At 61.7% G+C, this 16,393-nt stretch carries 17 protein-coding genes; 6 read left to right on the top strand and 11 right to left on the bottom strand.

Going from position 1 to position 16,393, the window contains the following annotated elements; translation table 11 throughout:
* Positions 1 to 123: 123 nt before the first annotated feature.
* The 10 genes from RBT42_RS15805 to ahpC all read right to left on the bottom strand — a co-directional run bounded on the left by RBT42_RS15805 (position 124) and on the right by ahpC (position 9,807).
* Entirely contained in the window at positions 124 to 360 is a 237-nt protein-coding gene (locus RBT42_RS15805; protein WP_320366858.1) for a co-chaperone GroES, read from the bottom strand.
* A gap of 415 nt (positions 361 to 775) precedes the next feature.
* On the bottom strand, positions 776 to 946 hold the full coding sequence (locus RBT42_RS15800; protein ID WP_320366856.1) for a hypothetical protein: 171 nt from the start codon (positions 944 to 946) through the stop codon (positions 776 to 778).
* Positions 947 to 2,046: 1,100 nt separating this feature from the next.
* The gene (locus RBT42_RS15795) at positions 2,047 to 2,973 is read right to left on the bottom strand and encodes a hypothetical protein (RefSeq protein ID WP_320366854.1); all 927 of its coding nucleotides are present in this window, start codon (positions 2,971 to 2,973) and stop codon (positions 2,047 to 2,049) included.
* 1 nt (position 2,974) lies between these two features.
* A complete protein-coding gene (locus RBT42_RS15790; RefSeq protein WP_320366852.1) occupies positions 2,975 to 4,837 on the bottom strand; it encodes a hypothetical protein in 1,863 nt (620 codons plus the stop codon).
* Positions 4,834 to 5,730, bottom strand: coding sequence for a hypothetical protein (locus tag RBT42_RS15785; protein ID WP_320366850.1), 897 nt, complete (start codon positions 5,728 to 5,730; stop codon positions 4,834 to 4,836). The genes RBT42_RS15790 and RBT42_RS15785 overlap by 4 nt, the downstream gene beginning before the upstream one ends.
* Positions 5,731 to 6,087: 357 nt before the next feature.
* Entirely contained in the window at positions 6,088 to 6,852 is a 765-nt protein-coding gene (locus RBT42_RS15780; protein WP_320366848.1) for a tetratricopeptide repeat protein, read from the bottom strand.
* A complete protein-coding gene (locus RBT42_RS15775) occupies positions 6,849 to 7,334 on the bottom strand; it encodes a cytochrome c-type biogenesis protein (protein WP_320366846.1) in 486 nt (161 codons plus the stop codon). The genes RBT42_RS15780 and RBT42_RS15775 overlap by 4 nt, the downstream gene beginning before the upstream one ends.
* Positions 7,327 to 7,494: a hypothetical protein gene (locus tag RBT42_RS15770; RefSeq protein ID WP_320366844.1), complete on the bottom strand. Its 168-nt coding sequence runs from the start codon at positions 7,492 to 7,494 to the stop codon at positions 7,327 to 7,329. Before RBT42_RS15770 ends, RBT42_RS15775 begins: the two co-directional genes overlap by 8 nt.
* Before the next feature lie 14 nt (positions 7,495 to 7,508).
* Positions 7,509 to 9,065 carry an alkyl hydroperoxide reductase subunit F gene (gene ahpF / locus RBT42_RS15765; protein ID WP_320366842.1) on the bottom strand — a complete coding sequence of 519 codons (1,557 nt, stop codon included), beginning with the start codon at positions 9,063 to 9,065 and terminating at the stop codon, positions 7,509 to 7,511.
* 166 nt (positions 9,066 to 9,231) lie between these two features.
* Positions 9,232 to 9,807: an alkyl hydroperoxide reductase subunit C gene (gene ahpC / locus RBT42_RS15760; RefSeq protein WP_320366840.1), complete on the bottom strand. Its 576-nt coding sequence runs from the start codon at positions 9,805 to 9,807 to the stop codon at positions 9,232 to 9,234.
* A gap of 411 nt (positions 9,808 to 10,218) precedes the next feature.
* Between ahpC and flhD the strand changes: the two genes are divergently transcribed.
* The 6 genes from flhD (at position 10,219) to RBT42_RS15730 (ending at position 16,137) form a co-directional block, all read left to right on the top strand.
* On the top strand, positions 10,219 to 10,542 hold the full coding sequence (flhD, locus tag RBT42_RS15755; protein WP_320366838.1) for a flagellar transcriptional regulator FlhD: 324 nt from the start codon (positions 10,219 to 10,221) through the stop codon (positions 10,540 to 10,542).
* Between the two features lie 48 nt (positions 10,543 to 10,590).
* The gene (gene flhC / locus RBT42_RS15750) at positions 10,591 to 11,127 is read left to right on the top strand and encodes a flagellar transcriptional regulator FlhC (RefSeq protein WP_320366836.1); all 537 of its coding nucleotides are present in this window, start codon (positions 10,591 to 10,593) and stop codon (positions 11,125 to 11,127) included.
* A gap of 125 nt (positions 11,128 to 11,252) precedes the next feature.
* Positions 11,253 to 11,903 carry an ABC transporter ATP-binding protein gene (locus RBT42_RS15745; RefSeq protein WP_320366834.1) on the top strand — a complete coding sequence of 217 codons (651 nt, stop codon included), beginning with the start codon at positions 11,253 to 11,255 and terminating at the stop codon, positions 11,901 to 11,903.
* Positions 11,893 to 14,490 (top strand): FtsX-like permease family protein, encoded by a 2,598-nt coding sequence (locus RBT42_RS15740; protein ID WP_320366832.1) that lies wholly within the window; start codon positions 11,893 to 11,895, stop codon positions 14,488 to 14,490. Before RBT42_RS15745 ends, RBT42_RS15740 begins: the two co-directional genes overlap by 11 nt.
* The gene (locus RBT42_RS15735; protein ID WP_320366829.1) at positions 14,490 to 15,743 is read left to right on the top strand and encodes a carotenoid 1,2-hydratase; all 1,254 of its coding nucleotides are present in this window, start codon (positions 14,490 to 14,492) and stop codon (positions 15,741 to 15,743) included. Before RBT42_RS15740 ends, RBT42_RS15735 begins: the two co-directional genes overlap by 1 nt.
* Before the next feature lie 220 nt (positions 15,744 to 15,963).
* Positions 15,964 to 16,137: a hypothetical protein gene (locus RBT42_RS15730; RefSeq protein ID WP_320366827.1), complete on the top strand. Its 174-nt coding sequence runs from the start codon at positions 15,964 to 15,966 to the stop codon at positions 16,135 to 16,137.
* 47 nt (positions 16,138 to 16,184) lie between these two features.
* Here RBT42_RS15730 and RBT42_RS15725 read toward each other — a convergent pair.
* The coding region (locus tag RBT42_RS15725) for a 6-carboxytetrahydropterin synthase (protein WP_320366825.1) at positions 16,185 to 16,393 on the bottom strand (209 nt) is incomplete at its 5' end.

Raw genomic sequence — 16,393 nt, 5'->3', positions numbered from 1 at the left:
ACTCGGCCTGCTTCAAGAACCCGATGATCTGCTGCTCCGTGAATCGACTCTTCCTCATGTCCGTCATTCTCCAGGTTGACGGACCTCACTTCCATTCAACTGGTACGGTTGGGAGGGGGCAGGTCAGTCGAGCTTCACGGTCTGGCCGCTGTACTTGCCGAACAACACGGTGTTGCCGGGCTGCACGATGAGGGGCACGAACTGGCCTTGGTCGTTGCGGCGGCCGGGGCCGGTGGCCAGCACCACGCCTTGTTCGGGCTTTTCGCCGGCCGAGTCGGGCAGGACGATGCCGCCGGCGGTCTTGAGTTCAGGTTCTTTGCGTTGGACGATCAGGCGATCGTGCAGGGGACGGAGAGGCATGGCCGAGAGATTCCTGTGTGGGTCTGACAAACAGAGCGAGCGAAAGACGACAAAGCCGCGCGGTGACCGACACGGCGCGGCTTTCGCTGCCTTGACTCAACGATAGGAGGAGGTCAGGCACAGAGGAACTGATGTTTGCGCATGAGGGTGGGTGGCAAACACATATGAAGCGGGGTTGAGGCGGAGATTGCGCGGCTTCCCCAAGCTGCAGATGCGACGCCCGCTGAATTTGTCTGGCCCGCGTAGAAGCGACAGTTCATGTGGCGCTACTTTCCTGCCACCGTCCATTTTAGGAAACCCGGAAATGAGATTAACTGGGAGGCTAAATCAGATGTCAGGCTACCTGCAGCCCGACCAGTAGAAGGCTGCGCCCGTTGCCCGTACTGAGGTGTTAGCTGTTGCGGGGAATTTGAACTCAGGATTCCACTGGCAAAAAGCTTAACGTTCGCAGGAAATTTGCCTGCGACACCCAGGCGACAAGTGCCATTAATACGAAATCAGGAATTTTACCAAATGCATTTCTCGCCCATTGCCAAACTTGAGGCAGGCTTAGTATAAATGCTGCCCCATCATTATAAATGCGCAAGCAGGGCTCCTTAGGTTTGGCCCAGAGTAGCTGGGATTAGCAGTGCCTGCTAGTAAGGCAGTCTTGATAGCCAACTAACCACAGCGGTGACAGTCGTATATCTGGCTCCCGTTCCTCGGTAGAGCCCGCAAAACTCTGTGTAATTCAACTTGAGGAATTCCGCGATTTGATGAGCATGCCGCTTGTCACGGCAACGAATACCCATTACACAGTCGGATAGTTGAACGCGCTGATGAAACGACACGGCCTGCAGCACGTCCAACGAAGGCACCCCGACTCTCGGGAATAGAACAAAATGTCCTTTCAAGACGCCTCTGCTTATTGGGCTCACCCTCTCAAGAGCACCAATAGAAGACTTGGATAAATTTCTCAGATTGGTACTGTGGATGTATGGCAATCCTGAATATGGTTGCGGCACCCTCAAGTGAACAGGCAGCCCCCCTCGGATCACCTCTACATTGCTTGTGACCGCTGTTTGACTACAGGCCACCGTCTTCATCTCAGAAGATTTGCGGCGCACCATTCTGGCAATAAATGCATTCGCTACCGCACCAGGAAAAGTTCTCGCGCCAAGTCGCTCCACTACTTCAACATCGTACGCGCGATTTATCTGCATGCGCGCGTGCCTGTCCAAATCAGAAGAGGCACAGGACTCCGGCAGGATTGCTGCTATTACATTCGGGCGCGCAAACTCAATTGTAGCCAGTACATGGGACAGAGCGGGGCTCGCCGCCAGCTCTGTTGTAGAGTATTCAGTTAAACTAAGGCGCTTGCTCTTTAGGCTAAAGGGCGGATTCAATATGGCGGCGCAGAAATTCGATTCATCGAATGCAGACCACGCTGCACGAGTAAGCGCATCCCCATTGTTCAGGCGCCACGACGGCTCAGCGGACGCCAACGCGCTGATGACTTGCTTATCAATATCTATACCTGCGAAGGTCTTGCAAGAAGATATAGGCTGACATGCTGCCAGTAATTCGCCGTGACCGCAGTTGCTATCGACAACACTTAACGGGTTAAATGGCTGAATGAGTGAAGCCAGCCGACATGCGACATCGGGGGGGGTGAAGTATTGATCAAACCGGAGATTAGGCAATTCACTAACCCTTAACAGTGTAGATATGGATCATACCGACACCGGAGCTTCGCCCTTGACTTTTAACTGGATGATCAAACATGATCTCAGTATCCTTCGGATTGTCGAGTGCATAAAGAACCGCGCCAATTGCATGCGGCTTCGTGCCTATAGGAGCTAGATATAGATATGCGCGCGGGTGGTCCCGGCGAATTTCGTCAAGTACGGTATACGCCTCGAAGGGACAATTCGCTGCAGCATAGCGAAGCATTGGCTCCGCTCCATTTTCCTCCAAGAACTCTTGATTGCATGACAGCGCAAGCTGTGGATACTGCAGCTTGAATCCTGGTAGACCGACAACTGGGATAACCTTTGGTATTGGGTCAAGGGTCATCGACACCTGCCGTGCTCGAGACCCCTCAAACCCGAGGAAAGGCACAAACAACGCGTCGGACTCATCTGAGGGACCAACAAGATTAGCGAAACCAGGAAGTGGTTGAACCCCTAGAAAGGAGGCACTCAAGTCAAAGAGACTTGCAGAGGAGGGGCTAGCATGATGCCGGTAGCTGCTCGGCTCGAAGTACATGAGTCGTACAGAGTTTGCTTCCAGCAGCGCTGTCTTTAGCAACGGTGCCCAAACAGAATGCGGCAGCCCCGAGACATCAATGAACACGTCTGCAGTCCCGGTAATCAAGCTAAGAGATGCATGGTCAGTTAAGCCGACCTTCATCTCTTGTGAGCCCAGGCGATAGGTCAACGAACTTTCGTCCGATGAGAGGATGGCTACGCATCGCTCAGGAGAGGCCGCGATTCCATCTCGCCAAACCGCAGGATTTGCACGATCCTCTACTTCATCGAGTGCAAATATGAAACGGGCGTTAGCTGGCATATCAGTCCAGCGAACCGATGCAAGGCGCCTGGTGTGCCAGTCGGGTGATCGAAACGAAAGCATCTCAGTCGCCGAAAAAGTCGCTAAACATAGCGAGTTGTTCCGGCAGTTCCTTCTTGGGCAACTGCTCTCGCTTGCTGCCAGTCATGTCCGCGATGGCCCGACTAGGCTCAGTTCGCAGTCTGATTATGTCCTCGGGCTTTATCGTGATACGCCGCTTTCGACGATATGAGTACTCGAAGAAGGGGCAGAAGATCGGATGCAGCCGGTACTCCTCATCCCGGAGTTCAGACGTGGACGTTGGCTTTGTGCGCGGATCAGATTCAAATGCGAGATGCGACACTCCATCAGCGAGCAACTGCATAACTTGCTCCCTGGTTTCGCCTCCCCCGGACAGTACAAACGAGTTCTGTTCGGGCGCTCGGCCCGCCGGGTCCCGTGCTAATTCGAAAAACACTTTCCCAATGGCTAGGACAAGACGCTTCAACTCGATTCCTCGTTCGCTAAGTCCCTCCAGTTGATCCAGACGACGCTTCGCGACTAACCGAGCGGCGAGAGTCTGTGCTTTGGGTGAAATTACAAACTCTTGGCCAACCTGCAAGGGAGAGGATTCTCGTAATTGCTCAGCGATCGCACTATCTACTAGCTCAAGGAAATAGCGGATGTTTCCAGAAGCAAGCTGAACAAACGTTTCAACCCCGGCATAGTACTTCCGTATACGAGCGCCTTTTCTCCCTCTGGAGAGCCAGAAAAGACTCGCATAACTGTAGTTGGCGAAGCGCGTTTCCCAGTGGCTAGGCCGATTCATCCAATCGTGAGCTAGTTCGATGACTGTGCCATTGCCGCTATCACTCCAGTACTGAATAAAGTAAAGTTGATGCTTCGGCACTGTCTTGGCCCATTCAAACAGTGCGGTATCCTCTTTGCGGAGCTCATCGAAGATCTGATCTGATATTCGCTCACAGCCAAGTGCGATCGCTTCTTCTTCGAACGTGAGCTCAGGCAGGAATGAAGTGGCTGAGCCAACATTAATGCCGGATTCGCGTGCTCTAGCAAGCCTATGCTCCAAGACATCTAAGGCGAACTTGCCAAAGCTCTCGTTTCTAATATCGATCTCAACATAGTCATCGGGCGTGGATATCTGATCAAGTTGATCGCTCGTGTTTCGTGTTTTAAGTCCCCCTCGCCGAATGCCGATCTTGTACGAGAGTGGGGGCTCTGAGTGCTTTAAATATGTATTTATGGCAGCTTGCTGCCAATCCACCAAGTTCTCATACTCATCAATACAGCAGAAGACCTGCCGCCCCGCAAGCGCACCGGCAGCGTCAAGTGCCTCGACAAAATATCTAAGTGGTGCTTCAGCAATTGAGAGGTTGGGGCATTCACCACGGCCACCGTTGTTCACCCAAAGTTCTAGCTGAACGATCGTCACAGCTAGCGACTCGTATAGCGCATCCGCTGAGTGGATTTCTTTTTGCACGCCATAGGCGGCAGCGATTTTATTTAATGCAATACTAGAAAGAGGCGGCAATCCTTTCGATGAGAGCCACGCGGTCATTTTGCAAAGTTCTTGACCTGCCAGAACGTTAAAATAGTGAGTAAATGCACGAGTTGCAAGCGATTCGTTAATCTCACTGGTGGTGAAAGCCCGAACCCGATTTTTGTTCATCCGGAGGTAGACGCCAAGATAAGGCTTGTCTGGGTGGTGCGAGAACGTCGAAGCATCGTCTTGAATCTCCACCGAGCCAAAGCGCAGCGACTTCAAAACAGTTGTCTTGCCTGTACCTCGTCCGCCGATTACAAAGCACGGACGAAGCATCTCAAGTTTGGAAAAATACGGCGGCTGGACGAAGAGCGATCCAAAGTTTTGAGCAGGCCACTCCGCTCGGTAGTCAGAAAAGTAGTCGGCAATAGATGTGGATCTCACGCGCGCCTCGCTAAGGGAGTCCAGTCATTTGAGCCACTAGCCCAAATCAATGGGATGCTTGCATCCGGTACAGAATGCTCGAAAGCAAGCAGCAAGCCTAGTCCTGAATATCCGTACATCCTTTCATTCGCCGTTGAAAGGTATGGCGGAAGCTGCAATTTGGAATGGTATTTCTGGATGAGTTGACGAACCCGATTTTGCATATCATCAAGATCAGGGTTAAGCGGGTTAGATGGGATGCCGAAAACGGAGTTGCTATTATCTAGGGTGTGCGCAACCAAGAGGCGCAACTCTGGAAAATCGTCTTTCAACCGTCTGCAACCAGACTCCGTGCCAACTAGCGCCAAATAAGTGGCATCGACATAACTGTTTGACGCCAAGCCTTTAAAGCTCTGACCAGGGGAGATTTCGCGCTCCCATGTGGATGCCATCTGGTCTCCAGAGCCAATGAAGTCGTCTACAAATATAACCGGCACCCCTGCCTCGGCAAGTTCATACGCACGATTTAGCGAGACAAAGCGAGTATCGGGAATGCATAGTACCTGTCGAACCTTTCGGCAGAAAAGTCCACCCGAGTCGGTAGGATTCGGGCTTTCGCCGAGAACTGGCGTGAACACAGCATCCCTAGAGAACTGTCGAAGAGCATCCTCACCCCTGTACTCACGAACTTGCGCCGCTAGGCATCTTAGGGTCGATGCAAGCATGCAGTTGGTGGCCTCCGAGTCGAAATAGACAAAATGATCCAGCAACATCGCAGCCACAGGACGTTCAGATGCTTCAAAATTGTTGAGCCAAGCGCGCGGACGAACTTTCGGTTCTCTCGACCACAACGAGCAAGCACTAAACAGATCACATTTCTTAAGGACCGTCTCGACGTACATGTCGGCGCGCACGACATCTCCCTGATAGTGTTGAGTATTTGTCTATCTGCAATTTGAGCCTGCGAAGCGCTTGGTGAAGCGATCACTGGCCAATTCTGACACGAACCCCATGCGAAGGTCAGCCTTGAACATCCTATGCGCGCTATTTCCTTCGTCGGATACGTCTGAGTTCTCGTTGAGGCAAATGCAGTGATGCTCATCATCATGAGCTTGTGCTTGTTGTTCGAGCACTAGAACCGTACTCTGCCTCGAAAAATATTGGCATTGCCGACGCAAACTTCAGCTAAGGCTCGAGTGCTGGTTGGATTCTTGGCAAGCGTAGTGTTTATGAATGGGATGTGCATCCGTGGCATTAACTTTTGCGCTAGCTCAACGAGTAGCCGTCGCCCCACTCCTCTCCTGCGCCGCAAGCGCCTCAGCTTTGCGAACATTGCCCTCGATCGACGCACGCACCTCATCATTCGGCGGCACTAGGCTCAACAGCTGACCCCACGTGGCAATCGCGCGTTTGTAGTCCCGCTTCTCAAACGATGCACTGCCAGACAAAGCCAGCGCCTGCACATGCTGCGGGTTCAAGCTCAACGCCTGCTGAATCACGGCCTCTGGCGCCCCCACCAGCGTGCGCCCCTGGCTCATGCCCAGCGTCACCGCGTAGTCGGTCAACAGGTCGGCATCGGGTGCTTGCAGTGCCAGCAGGCGCTGGTAGGCCTGCACGGCCTCGTCAAAGCGGCCCAGCGTTTCATACGAGCGCGCCAACATGCGCCAGCCGGCCGCGTCATCGGGCTGGGTCTGCAGTCGCGTGGCCAGGCGGTTCACCATGCCTTCGATTTGGGCTTGAGTAGGCGCGGCGGCCTCGCCGGGGGCGACGCCCTCGGGCGCCGCGGAGGCCTGCGCCTCGCTGGCCGCAGGCTCTTCCCACTGCGCCACCGGGATGGGGCCATTCAGCGCCTGGGGCGTGCCCACCCACACATAGACGCCCGCGGTGAACGCGGCCAGCGCCGTCGTCAATCCCGCAGCCCATACCCGCCCTTTGGCCGGGCGTGACTCAGCCGTTCGCGCGCGCCATAGAGGCCAGGTCACACACGCACCGGCGCCCAGCACCAGGGCCCCACTCACCACCGCGAATCCGCTCATGCCTGCTCCTTGGCGTTGGGTTCATCGGGCCACACCGAGTCCAGTCCCGATGCCGAGGCCGCATCCAGCCGCTGCCGTGCCCGAATGTGCTGCACCAGCAGCCCCAGACCGATCAACAGCAGCACCGCCGGCCCCGCCCACAGCAGCGCCGTCGCGGCGCTCACCGGCGGGCGGTACAGCACGAAGTCGCCATAGCGCGTCACCATGAAGTCGCGCACCTCGTCATCGCTGCGGCCCTGGGCCAGCTGGGTGCGCACCTCGTTTTTCAGCTGCACGGCCAGTTCGGCATGCGAGTCGGCAATCGTCTGGTTCTGGCAGACCAGGCAGCGCAGCTCCGACGCCAGCTGGTTGACGCGCAGCTCCAGCGCCGCGTTGCCGCTGTCTTGCGGCTGGATCACAGGTTGAGCCTGAGCGAACGTGGCGGCCAGCCCCCAACCACCGATCAGGATCAGCTGCTTGGCCAAGCGCCGACGGTCAGCCACGTTGCAGCTCCTTGACCAACGGCAGCAAGGTCTGCTGCACCCATTCCGGCGTGATGGGGCCGGCGTGCTTGTGGCGGATCACGCCCTGCTTGTCGATGACGAAGGTCTCGGGCACGCCGATGATGCCCATGAAAAAACCCGGCACAAGGCCGGGTTTCATGAGGAGCACGCCGATCAGGCGCGGATCAGGTGATCGAAAGCGCTCAGGGCGGCGGTAGCACCCGCACCGGCGGCGATCACGATCTGCTTGTACGGCACCGTGGTGCAGTCACCGGCCGCGAACACGCCCGGCACATTGGTGTGGCCCTTGGCGTCGACGATGATCTCGCCGAACTTGCTCAGCTCGACCGTGCCACGCAGGAACTCGGTGTTGGGCACCAGGCCGATCTGCACGAACACACCTTCCAAATCGACCAGCTTTTCTTCACCGCTGACACGGTCCTTGAACTTCAGGCCGTTGACCTTGCCATCGGCACCCGTGATCTCGGTGGTCTGGGCGTTGGTGTGAATGGTCACGTTGGGCAGGCTTTGCAGCTTCTTGACCAGCACGGCATCGGCCTTCAACTGGTCGGCGAACTCCACCACCGTCACGTGGGCCACGATGCCGGCCAGGTCAATGGCGGCTTCCACACCCGAGTTGCCCCCACCGATCACGGCGGTGCGCTTGCCCTTGAACAGCGGGCCGTCGCAGTGCGGGCAGTAGGCCACGCCCTTGTTCTTGTACTCGGCTTCGCCGGGCACGTTCACATTGCGCCAGCGGGCACCGGTCGACAGGATCACGGTCTTGGACTTGAGCGAGCCGCCATTGGCCAGCTTCACCTCGATCAGGCCGCCGGGCTCCGACGCCGGGATGATGGCTTCGGCACGCTGCAGGTTCATGATGTCCACGTCGTAGGCCTGAGCGTGGGCTTCCAGCGCGGCGGCCAAAGCCGGGCCATTGGTTTCCAGCACCGACGGGTAGTTTTCGATGCCCATCGTGTCGTTGACCTGACCGCCAAAGCGCTCGGCGGCCACACCGGTGCGGATGCCCTTGCGAGCGGCGTACACGGCGGCCGCGGCGCCAGCGGGGCCACCGCCCACGACCAGCACGTCAAACGGGGCCTTGGCGCTCAGCTTGGCGGCGTCCTTGGCAGCGGCGTTGGTGTCCAGCTTGGCGACGATCTCGCCCAGCTCCATGCGGCCGGAGCCGAAGACCTGGCCGTTGAGGAAGACCATGGGCACGGCCATGATCTCGCGCTCTTCCACCTCGGCCTGGAAGGCGCCGCCTTCGATGACCGTGGTCTTGATCTTGGGGTTGAGGATGGCCATGAGCGAGAGCGCCTGCACCACGTCCGGGCAGTTGTGGCAGCTCAGGGACATGTAGACCTCGAAGTTGAAGTCACCGTCCAGACCCTGGATCTGCTCGATCAGGTCTTGCTCTTCCTTGGGCGGGTGGCCGCCGGTCCACAACAGGGCCAGCACCAGCGAGGTGAACTCGTGGCCCAGGGGCAGGCCGGCAAAGCGCAGGCTGTTGGTGGCGCCCACGCGCTGCAGCGTGAACGAAGGCTTGCGGGCGTCTTGCCCGTCGGTCTTCAGGGTGATCTTGTCGGCGCGCAGAGCCTGGATGGTCTGCAGCAGGTCCAACATTTCACGGGAGTTCTCAGAGTCGCTCAGCGATGCGACGATCTCAAAGGGTTGTTGCACGCGCTCCAGGTAAGCGCCGAGTTGAGCCTTGAGGGTATCGTCCAACATGTGTTTCTTCCTTATGTGAATCAAGCGACTTTGAGAACCGGCCCCCTTTCTGACAAATGAAAGGGCGGCCAGGGGGCACCCCGGCGAGCCTCATGAGCCCGCAGGGTGTGCATCTTCAAGCAAGTGATGAGGTCAGGCCTCAACACAGATCAAACCGAGGTTTGATTTAGATCTTGCCGACCAGGTCCAGCGAAGGGGTCAGGGCAGCAGCGCCTTCCTTCCACTTGGCGGGGCAGACTTGGCCAGGGTTGGCGGCGGTGAACTGGGCAGCCTTCAGCTTGCGCAGGGTTTCCGACACGTCGCGGGCGATTTCGTTCGAGTGAACTTCCATCGTCTTGATGACGCCTTCGGGGTTGATGATGAAGGTGCCGCGCAGAGCCAGGCCTTCTTCAGGGATGTGCACGCCGAAAGCGTTGGTCAGTTGGTGAGTGGGGTCACCGATCAGGGGGAACTTGGCCTTGCCGACGGCGTCGGAGGTTTCGTGCCACACCTTGTGCGAGAAGTGGGTGTCGGTGGTCACGATGTAGACCTCGGCACCGGCCTTCTGGAACTCGGCGTAGTTGTTGGCAGCGTCTTCGATTTCGGTGGGGCAGTTGAAAGTGAAGGCAGCCGGCATGAAGATCAGCACGGACCACTTGCCCTTCAGGCTTTCTTCGGTGACGGTGATGAATTCACCCTTGCCGCCACGGTTCACGAAGGCTTCGGTCTTGAACGGCTGAACTTGCGTGTTGATCAGAGACATTGTTTGGTTCCTGTTGGTTAGGGTTGTGAAGACAACGAAGTGAATCTTAGGCGATCCATTTGCATAAAGCGAATTGATTGATCGTATTCACCCCATTGCTTGTGGCTATCGACAGGTCTGACATCGTTCTGTCAGAGATCCCGTGGTGGCGTGGACGGCTCACAGGGGGGGCGTAGCACGAGATCGTGCGTAGCTCACCGCTGCTGTGCTGGCAAATGCACCGGCTTTCCCAAGCAATTGTCTGGATGGTTTCTCCGGCCTTTATCTGACCTTCTGTCAGACAAATTCCTACACGCCGTGTAGCCGAGAGCCGACCTGTCTTACAGCCAGTCTCCTATCAAGAAAACTGGGCGTTGTTTGCACAATAAATCCATCGACAACGCGAACGACATCGCGACAAGGAGCACCGAGATGAACAACGAACAGATCCTCGCCGAAATCCGCGAAACCAACCTGTCCTACCTGATGCTGGCTCAGAACCTGATCCGCTCTGACCGCGAACAGGCCCTGTTCCGCCTGGGTATCTCGGAAGAAGCCGCGGACCGTCTGGTCTCCCTGTCGCCCGCTCAAGTCCTGAAGATCGCTTCGAGCAACACCCTGGTGTGCCGCATGCGTGTCGACGACGATCTGGTCTGGACCCTGCTGACCAACCACGGCAAGGGCCCCGGCGCCGACAGCACCTCCCGCCTGCACGCCGCCATCCTGATGGCCGGCAAGCACCAGGAAGCTGCCTGAGCCGCCCCCTGATCCTGATCTGACAGAACCACACCCCGGAGCCCCACCATGCGTAGCAAGAGCCTGTTGACCGAAGTCAAGCAAATCGACCGCGCCATCACCCTGATCAACCTGGGTGCCCGCCTGCAGGTGCTGGAATCCGAGACCGATCTGTCCTACGAGCGCCTGCTGCGCCTGTACAAGGAAGTCGCCGGCAAGTCGCCGTCCAAGGGTCAGCTGCCCTTCTCGACCGACTGGTTCATGACCTGGCAGCCCAACATCCACGCCAGCCTGTTCCTCAACATCCACGAGTACCTGAACAAGGCCTCGGAGATGGACGAGATCGACGCCGTGATCAAGGCCTACCAGCTCTACCTTGAACAGACCGAAACCCAGGGCCTGGAGCCGCTGCTGTCCGTGACCCGCGCCTGGCGCCTGGTCAAGTTCATCGACAACGGCATGTTGACGATGACCAAGTGCAGCAAGTGCGGTGGCCACTTCGTCACCCACCCCCATGAAATCGGTCGCAACTTCGTGTGCGGCCTGTGCAACCCGCCCGCCCGCGCCGGCAAGGGCAAGGCCGCTGGCGCCCTGCAACTGCACTGATCTGATGCGCCGTGAGTCGCTGAACTCACACTGTCTCTGTCGTTTTCTCTTGTTGTCGTGTTGAACGGGCCTTTCGGGGTCCGTTTTTTTTCGTCGGTGCGCCGCTTGCCGATATGCTGCGGCTCATGCTGCATGTCCATCAACTGAGCAAGCGTTACGACACCGAACCAGTGTTCTCCCACGTCGACCTGACGGTCGCCCCGGGCGAGTTCATCGCCATCGTGGGCGAGTCGGGCGTGGGGAAATCCACCTTCCTGAATTGCCTGGCCGGGCTCGACAGCGTGTCGGGCGGCACGGTGCGTGTGCAAGGCACCGACCTCACCGCGCTGGACGAGACTGCGCAAGCGCTGTTCCGACGCCAGCACCTGGGCTTCGTTTTCCAGGCCTTTCATGTGCTGCCCCACCTGAGCGTGGCGCAGAACGTGGCGCTGCCCCTGATGCTGCTGGGCACGCCCGATGCGCAACGGGTGGCCGCTGCGCTGGACGCCGTGGGACTGGGCGACCTGGGCGAGCGCCTGCCGCAGCAGCTCTCGGGCGGGCAGTTGCAGCGTGTGGCCATTGCGCGCGCGCTGATTCACCGGCCCGCGCTGATCCTGGCGGACGAGCCCACGGGCAACCTCGATCCGCAGACGGCCGAGACCATCATGGACGCACTGGTGGCGGAGACGCGGGCCCACGGCGCCGCCTGCGTGATGGTGACCCACTCCACCGCCGCCGCACGCCGCGCCGACCGGGTGCTGCGCCTGACCCGCGAGGGCCTGCACGATGCGGTCTGAGGGGGGCACGCCCCGGCTGTCGTCCCCCGTTGGGCGGCTGCTGCGCACCTTCTCGTGGCAGGAGCTGCGCCACCACGGGCTGCGCCACAGCACCGCGGTGCTGGCGGTGTTGCTGGGCGTGGCCCTGGCCTTTGCCGTGCACCTGATCAATGCGTCGGCGCTGAGCGAGTTCAGCGCCGCGGTGCGCTCGGTCAATGGCCAGGCCGACCTGAGCCTGCGCGCCGCGCGGGGCACGCTGGATGAAACGCTGTACCCGAAGGTGGCACAGCGCCCCGAGGTGGCCATCGCCAACCCGGTGATCGAACAACAGACGCAGGCCCGCCACGGGAAGGCGTCACCCGTGGCGTTGCGCGTGCTGGGCCTGGATCCGCTGGTGGCCGGCCCGCTGACCCCGCTGCTGGTGCCGCGCCTGGCCACCGACGTGCCGGGCGTCGACCGCCTCAGCCTGTTCGCGACCGACAGCATCTCGCTCAACGCCGCCGCCCAGCGCCAGCTCGGTGTGCGGGCGGGAGACACCGTCGCCGTGCAGGCCGGCCTGCGCTGGGTGACGCTGCGCGTGGTCGGCACGGTGAGCGTGGGTGGCGGCCCTCTCGGCGTGATGGACCTGGCGGGCGCGCAAGACACCTTTGCCCTGCACGGCCAGCTCAGCCGTCTGGACGTGCAACTGCAAGGCGGGGCCCAGCCCGAGGCCCTGCTGAAGACCTTGGCACTGCCGCCCGGCGTGATCGCCGATTCACCCGAGGCGGCCACACAGCGCGTCTCGAACGTGTCGCGCGCCTACCGGGTCAACCTGACGGTGCTGGCCCTGGTGGCGCTGTTCACCGGGGCCTTCCTGGTGTTCTCCATCCTGGCGCTGTCGGTGGCCAAACGTCAGCAGCAGTTCGCGCTGCTGGGCGTGCTGGGCCTGAGCGGGCGCGAGCGGCTGCAACTGGTGCTGTGGGAGTCGGCGGCCATCGGCCTGGTTGGCTCGGTGCTGGGCCTGGCGGTGGGCACCGCCCTGGCGGCCACCGCGCTCAAGCTGCTGGCCGGTGACCTGGGTGGCGGTTACTTCCCCGGCATCGCGCCCACGCTGCAATGGTCGCTGGGGGCCGCGCTGGTCTACGGTGCGCTGGGGGTGGTCGCCGCCATCGTGGGCGGCCTGCTGCCCGCACGCGCCGCGCAGCAACTGGCCCCGGCGCAGGCGCTCAAGGGCCTGGGCGATGCGCCTTCAGGCCGCGCACAGCAGGGGTTCGGCCCGCTGCTGCTGCTCGTGGGCGTGGGGCTGACCCAGTTGCCTGCGGTGGGTGGCCTGCCGCTGTTCGCCTACCTCGCCGTGGTGGCCTTGCTGGTGGGGGGCATCGCCTGCGTGCCCTCGGCGGTCGGTGCCCTGCTGAGCCTGTGGCCACGCGCCCCGTTGGCCCGCCATGCCGCCCTGATGCTGTCGGTGGAACGCGCTCGGCGCATGCGCCACACGGCCACCGTGGCCACCGCCGGGGTGGTCGCCAGCCTGAGCCTGTCGGTGGCGCTCACCGTGATGGTGACCAGCTTCCGCGGCTCCGTCACCCAATGGCTGGACGTGGTCCTGCCCGCCGACCTGTACGCGCGCACGGCCAAATCCGCCAGCGGTGCCGATGCCATGCACCTGGACCACCGCTTTCTGAACGCCATCGCCGCCTTGCCCGGCGTGCAGCGCGCCACCGGCATCCGCGTGAGCAGCCTGAGCCTGCGCCCTGATCAACCCGCGGTCGCCCTGCTGGCCCGCCCCGTGGGCGACGGCCCGGGTGACGACGCCCCCGGTCGCAGCCTGCCGCTGATCAGCGATGCCATCCCAGCCCGCCCCGGCTTTGTCAGCATCTACGTGAGCGAAGCCATGGTGGACCTGTACGACGCCCGCCCCGGCACCACCTTGCAGCTGCCCCTGCAGGCCGGCCAGCCGCCGGTCACCGCCTGGGTGCGCGCGGTGTGGCGCGACTATGCCCGCCAGCAAGGTGCCATCGTGATCGGCGAGGCCGACTACCAACGCCTGACCGGCGACACCGGACTGAACGACCTGGCCCTGCACCTGAAGCCCGAGGCGCGCACCGCCGACCTGCAGGCCGCCATCCGCGCCACGGCCGCCGCGCAAGGGCTGGACGGCGCACTGCTGGAGTTCGCCGAGCCGCGCGAGATCCGCCAGGCCACGCTGCGCATCTTCGACCGCAGCTTTGCCGTGACCTACTGGTTGCAGGCGGTGGCGATTGGCATCGGGCTGTTTGGCGTGGCGGCGAGCTTTTCGGCACAGGTGCTGGCGCGGCGCAAGGAGTTCGGCCTGCTGGGCCACCTGGGCTTCACACGGCGGCAGATTCTGGGCATCGTGGCGGGCGAGGGCGCTGCGCTCACCAGCGTGGGCGCCTTGCTGGGCCTGGCTCTGGGCATTGCCGTGAGCATGGTGCTGGTGCATGTCGTCAACCCGCAGAGCTTCCACTGGACCATGGACCTGCTGCTGCCCTGGCCCCGCCTGGCCGCCCTGTGCGCCAGCGTGGTGGTGGCCGGCACATTGACCGCCCTGGTGGCCGGCCGCACCGCCGTGGGCCGCGATGCCGTGCTGGCCGTGAAGGAGGACTGGTGATGTCGGCATCTGACCCGATCTCGTGGACGCCGCCGATGCGTCAGAACCTGGCGGACCGGCGACGCTGGCTGCAGCAGGCCGCGAGCTGCTCGCTGCTGGTCGGCCTACCCGCCCTGAGCGAGGCTCAATCACTGAGCCCCTTGCTGCCCACTGCCCCCTCCGCGTCGGCGCCTCCGCTTGCACCTCAGGCAGGCTCCACGCCCTCGCACGCGCCCACCTCCGGGCGGGACCTGATCCAGCCCGGCCGCGCCCTGCGCTTTCCGCACGACCACGGCGCCCACCCAGACACGCGCACCGAGTGGTGGTACCTCACCGGCTCGCTCCAAGGCCGTTCCGCCGCGTCATCGCCGCTGCAAACCTACGGCTTCCAGATCACCTTCTTTCGCTCGCGGGTGGACGTGGCCGCGCACAGCGCCAGCCGCTTTGCCGCACGCCAGTTGATCTTCGCGCACGCCGCCGTCACCGACCTGCAGCGTGGCGAGTTACTGCACGACCAGCGCATCGCACGCTCTGGCTGGGGCCTGGCCGAGGCCGCCGAGGGCGACACCCGCCTCATGCTGCGCGACTGGCAGCTGCAGCGCACGGGCGAGATCGGCCACAGTGTGTACCGCAGCCGCATCCCGGCACGCGCCTTCGGGCTCGATCTGCACTTCACGCAGACCCAACCCGTGCTGCTGCAAGGCCAGGCGGGCTTTTCACGCAAAGGCCCGGAACAAAGCCAGGCCAGCCACTATTACTCGCACCCGCATCTGGCGGTGCATGGCAGCCTGCGCCTGCATGGCCAAACCCACGCAGTGCAGGGGCGCGCCTGGCTGGACCACGAATGGAGCGAGGCGCTGATGCACCCCGAGGCCGTGGGCTGGGACTGGATCGGCATGAACCTGCACGACGGCAGCGCGCTCACCGCCTTCCGCCTGCGCCGCCGCGATGGCAGCACACTGTGGACCGGCGGCAGCTGGCGCGCCCCCGGCCAGCCCGCACGCATTTTCAGCCACCCCGAGGTGCGCTTCACCCCCGGCCTCACCTGGCAAAGCCCCGCCAGCGGCGCCCGTTACCCGGTCGAATGGACGGTGGACACGCCCGCTGGTCGCTTTCAGGTGCGCGCGCGCCTCGACGCACAGGAGCTCGACAGCCGCGGCAGCACCGGCAGCATCTACTGGGAAGGCTTGAGCGAACTGCGCAATGCCCAAGGCGTGGTGGTGGGCGGAGGCTACCTGGAGATGACCGGCTACGCCGGTGCCCTGGCGCTGTGACGCCCGCCCGGTGAAGCCAGCCTCCTGACGCCCACTCGTCCCCCATCGTCACGCCGATCGGCCGGCCCCCGATCCATCCCCACTTGCACCCCCGGCACATCGGCCTTACAAAGGGGTTCAGGCACGTGTATGCGGCCCAAAACAGTTCAAAACGGCTCAAGACGGCTCAGGAGGCACGATGAACGGCACCCGACCTCACCCTGGATCGCTGCGGGAACGCATGCGGCTGATCACCACCGGCGTCTGTGTGCTGATGGCACTGCTGGGCCTGTGGAGCCTGCTCAGCGCCCGCCCTGTGCAGGGCGTGCTGGCACTGGCCGCATCGCTCTTGCTGGTGCAAGGCAGCATCTGGGGCCGCAAGGCTCGGCGGCGCGCCACCGTTCGGCCGCGCTGACACCGCCCCAGCCCGCGACAACGCGGCGGCAACTGCCGCACGCTGGTTCAGATCGGCAGCGCCGGCCCTTCGTGGCCGAGCAGCGCAATCGCGCCACTGCCCCGGGTCTCGTACAGGTCCACCCGGTCCACCTGGGGCAGCACCTTGCGCGCCTCGGTCAAGATCCAGTGCGACAGCGAGGCCGTGTCGCAATCGTCCAGCCCCGGCAGCTCGTGCAGCGGGTGGTGGTCGAGCGCCTTGAAGATCGGGTTGAAGC

It is taken from the genome of Aquabacterium sp. (genome assembly GCF_034003525.1).
GTDB lineage: Bacteria > Pseudomonadota > Gammaproteobacteria > Burkholderiales > Burkholderiaceae_C > Aquabacterium.
The sequence above is the reverse complement of the archived record's forward strand: the minus strand, read 5'-3'. Positions and strand labels throughout refer to the sequence as shown.

Coding starts and splice junctions, on each gene's coding strand:
- flhC (WP_320366836.1), top strand. CDS start 10,591: ATGCGTAGCAAGAGCCTGTTGACCGAAGTCAAGCAAATCGACCGCGCC.
- RBT42_RS15730 (WP_320366827.1), top strand. CDS start 15,964: ATGCGGCTGATCACCACCGGCGTCTGTGTGCTGATGGCACTGCTGGGC.
- RBT42_RS15780 (WP_320366848.1), bottom strand. CDS start 6,852: ATGAGCGGATTCGCGGTGGTGAGTGGGGCCCTGGTGCTGGGCGCCGGT.
- flhD (WP_320366838.1), top strand. CDS start 10,219: ATGAACAACGAACAGATCCTCGCCGAAATCCGCGAAACCAACCTGTCC.
- RBT42_RS15735 (WP_320366829.1), top strand. CDS start 14,490: ATGTCGGCATCTGACCCGATCTCGTGGACGCCGCCGATGCGTCAGAAC.
- RBT42_RS15795 (WP_320366854.1), bottom strand. CDS start 2,973: ATGCTTTCGTTTCGATCACCCGACTGGCACACCAGGCGCCTTGCATCG.
- RBT42_RS15805 (WP_320366858.1), bottom strand. CDS start 360: ATGCCTCTCCGTCCCCTGCACGATCGCCTGATCGTCCAACGCAAAGAA.
- RBT42_RS15740 (WP_320366832.1), top strand. CDS start 11,893: ATGCGGTCTGAGGGGGGCACGCCCCGGCTGTCGTCCCCCGTTGGGCGG.
- RBT42_RS15745 (WP_320366834.1), top strand. CDS start 11,253: ATGCTGCATGTCCATCAACTGAGCAAGCGTTACGACACCGAACCAGTG.
- RBT42_RS15770 (WP_320366844.1), bottom strand. CDS start 7,494: ATGAAACCCGGCCTTGTGCCGGGTTTTTTCATGGGCATCATCGGCGTG.
- ahpF (WP_320366842.1), bottom strand. CDS start 9,065: ATGTTGGACGATACCCTCAAGGCTCAACTCGGCGCTTACCTGGAGCGC.
- ahpC (WP_320366840.1), bottom strand. CDS start 9,807: ATGTCTCTGATCAACACGCAAGTTCAGCCGTTCAAGACCGAAGCCTTC.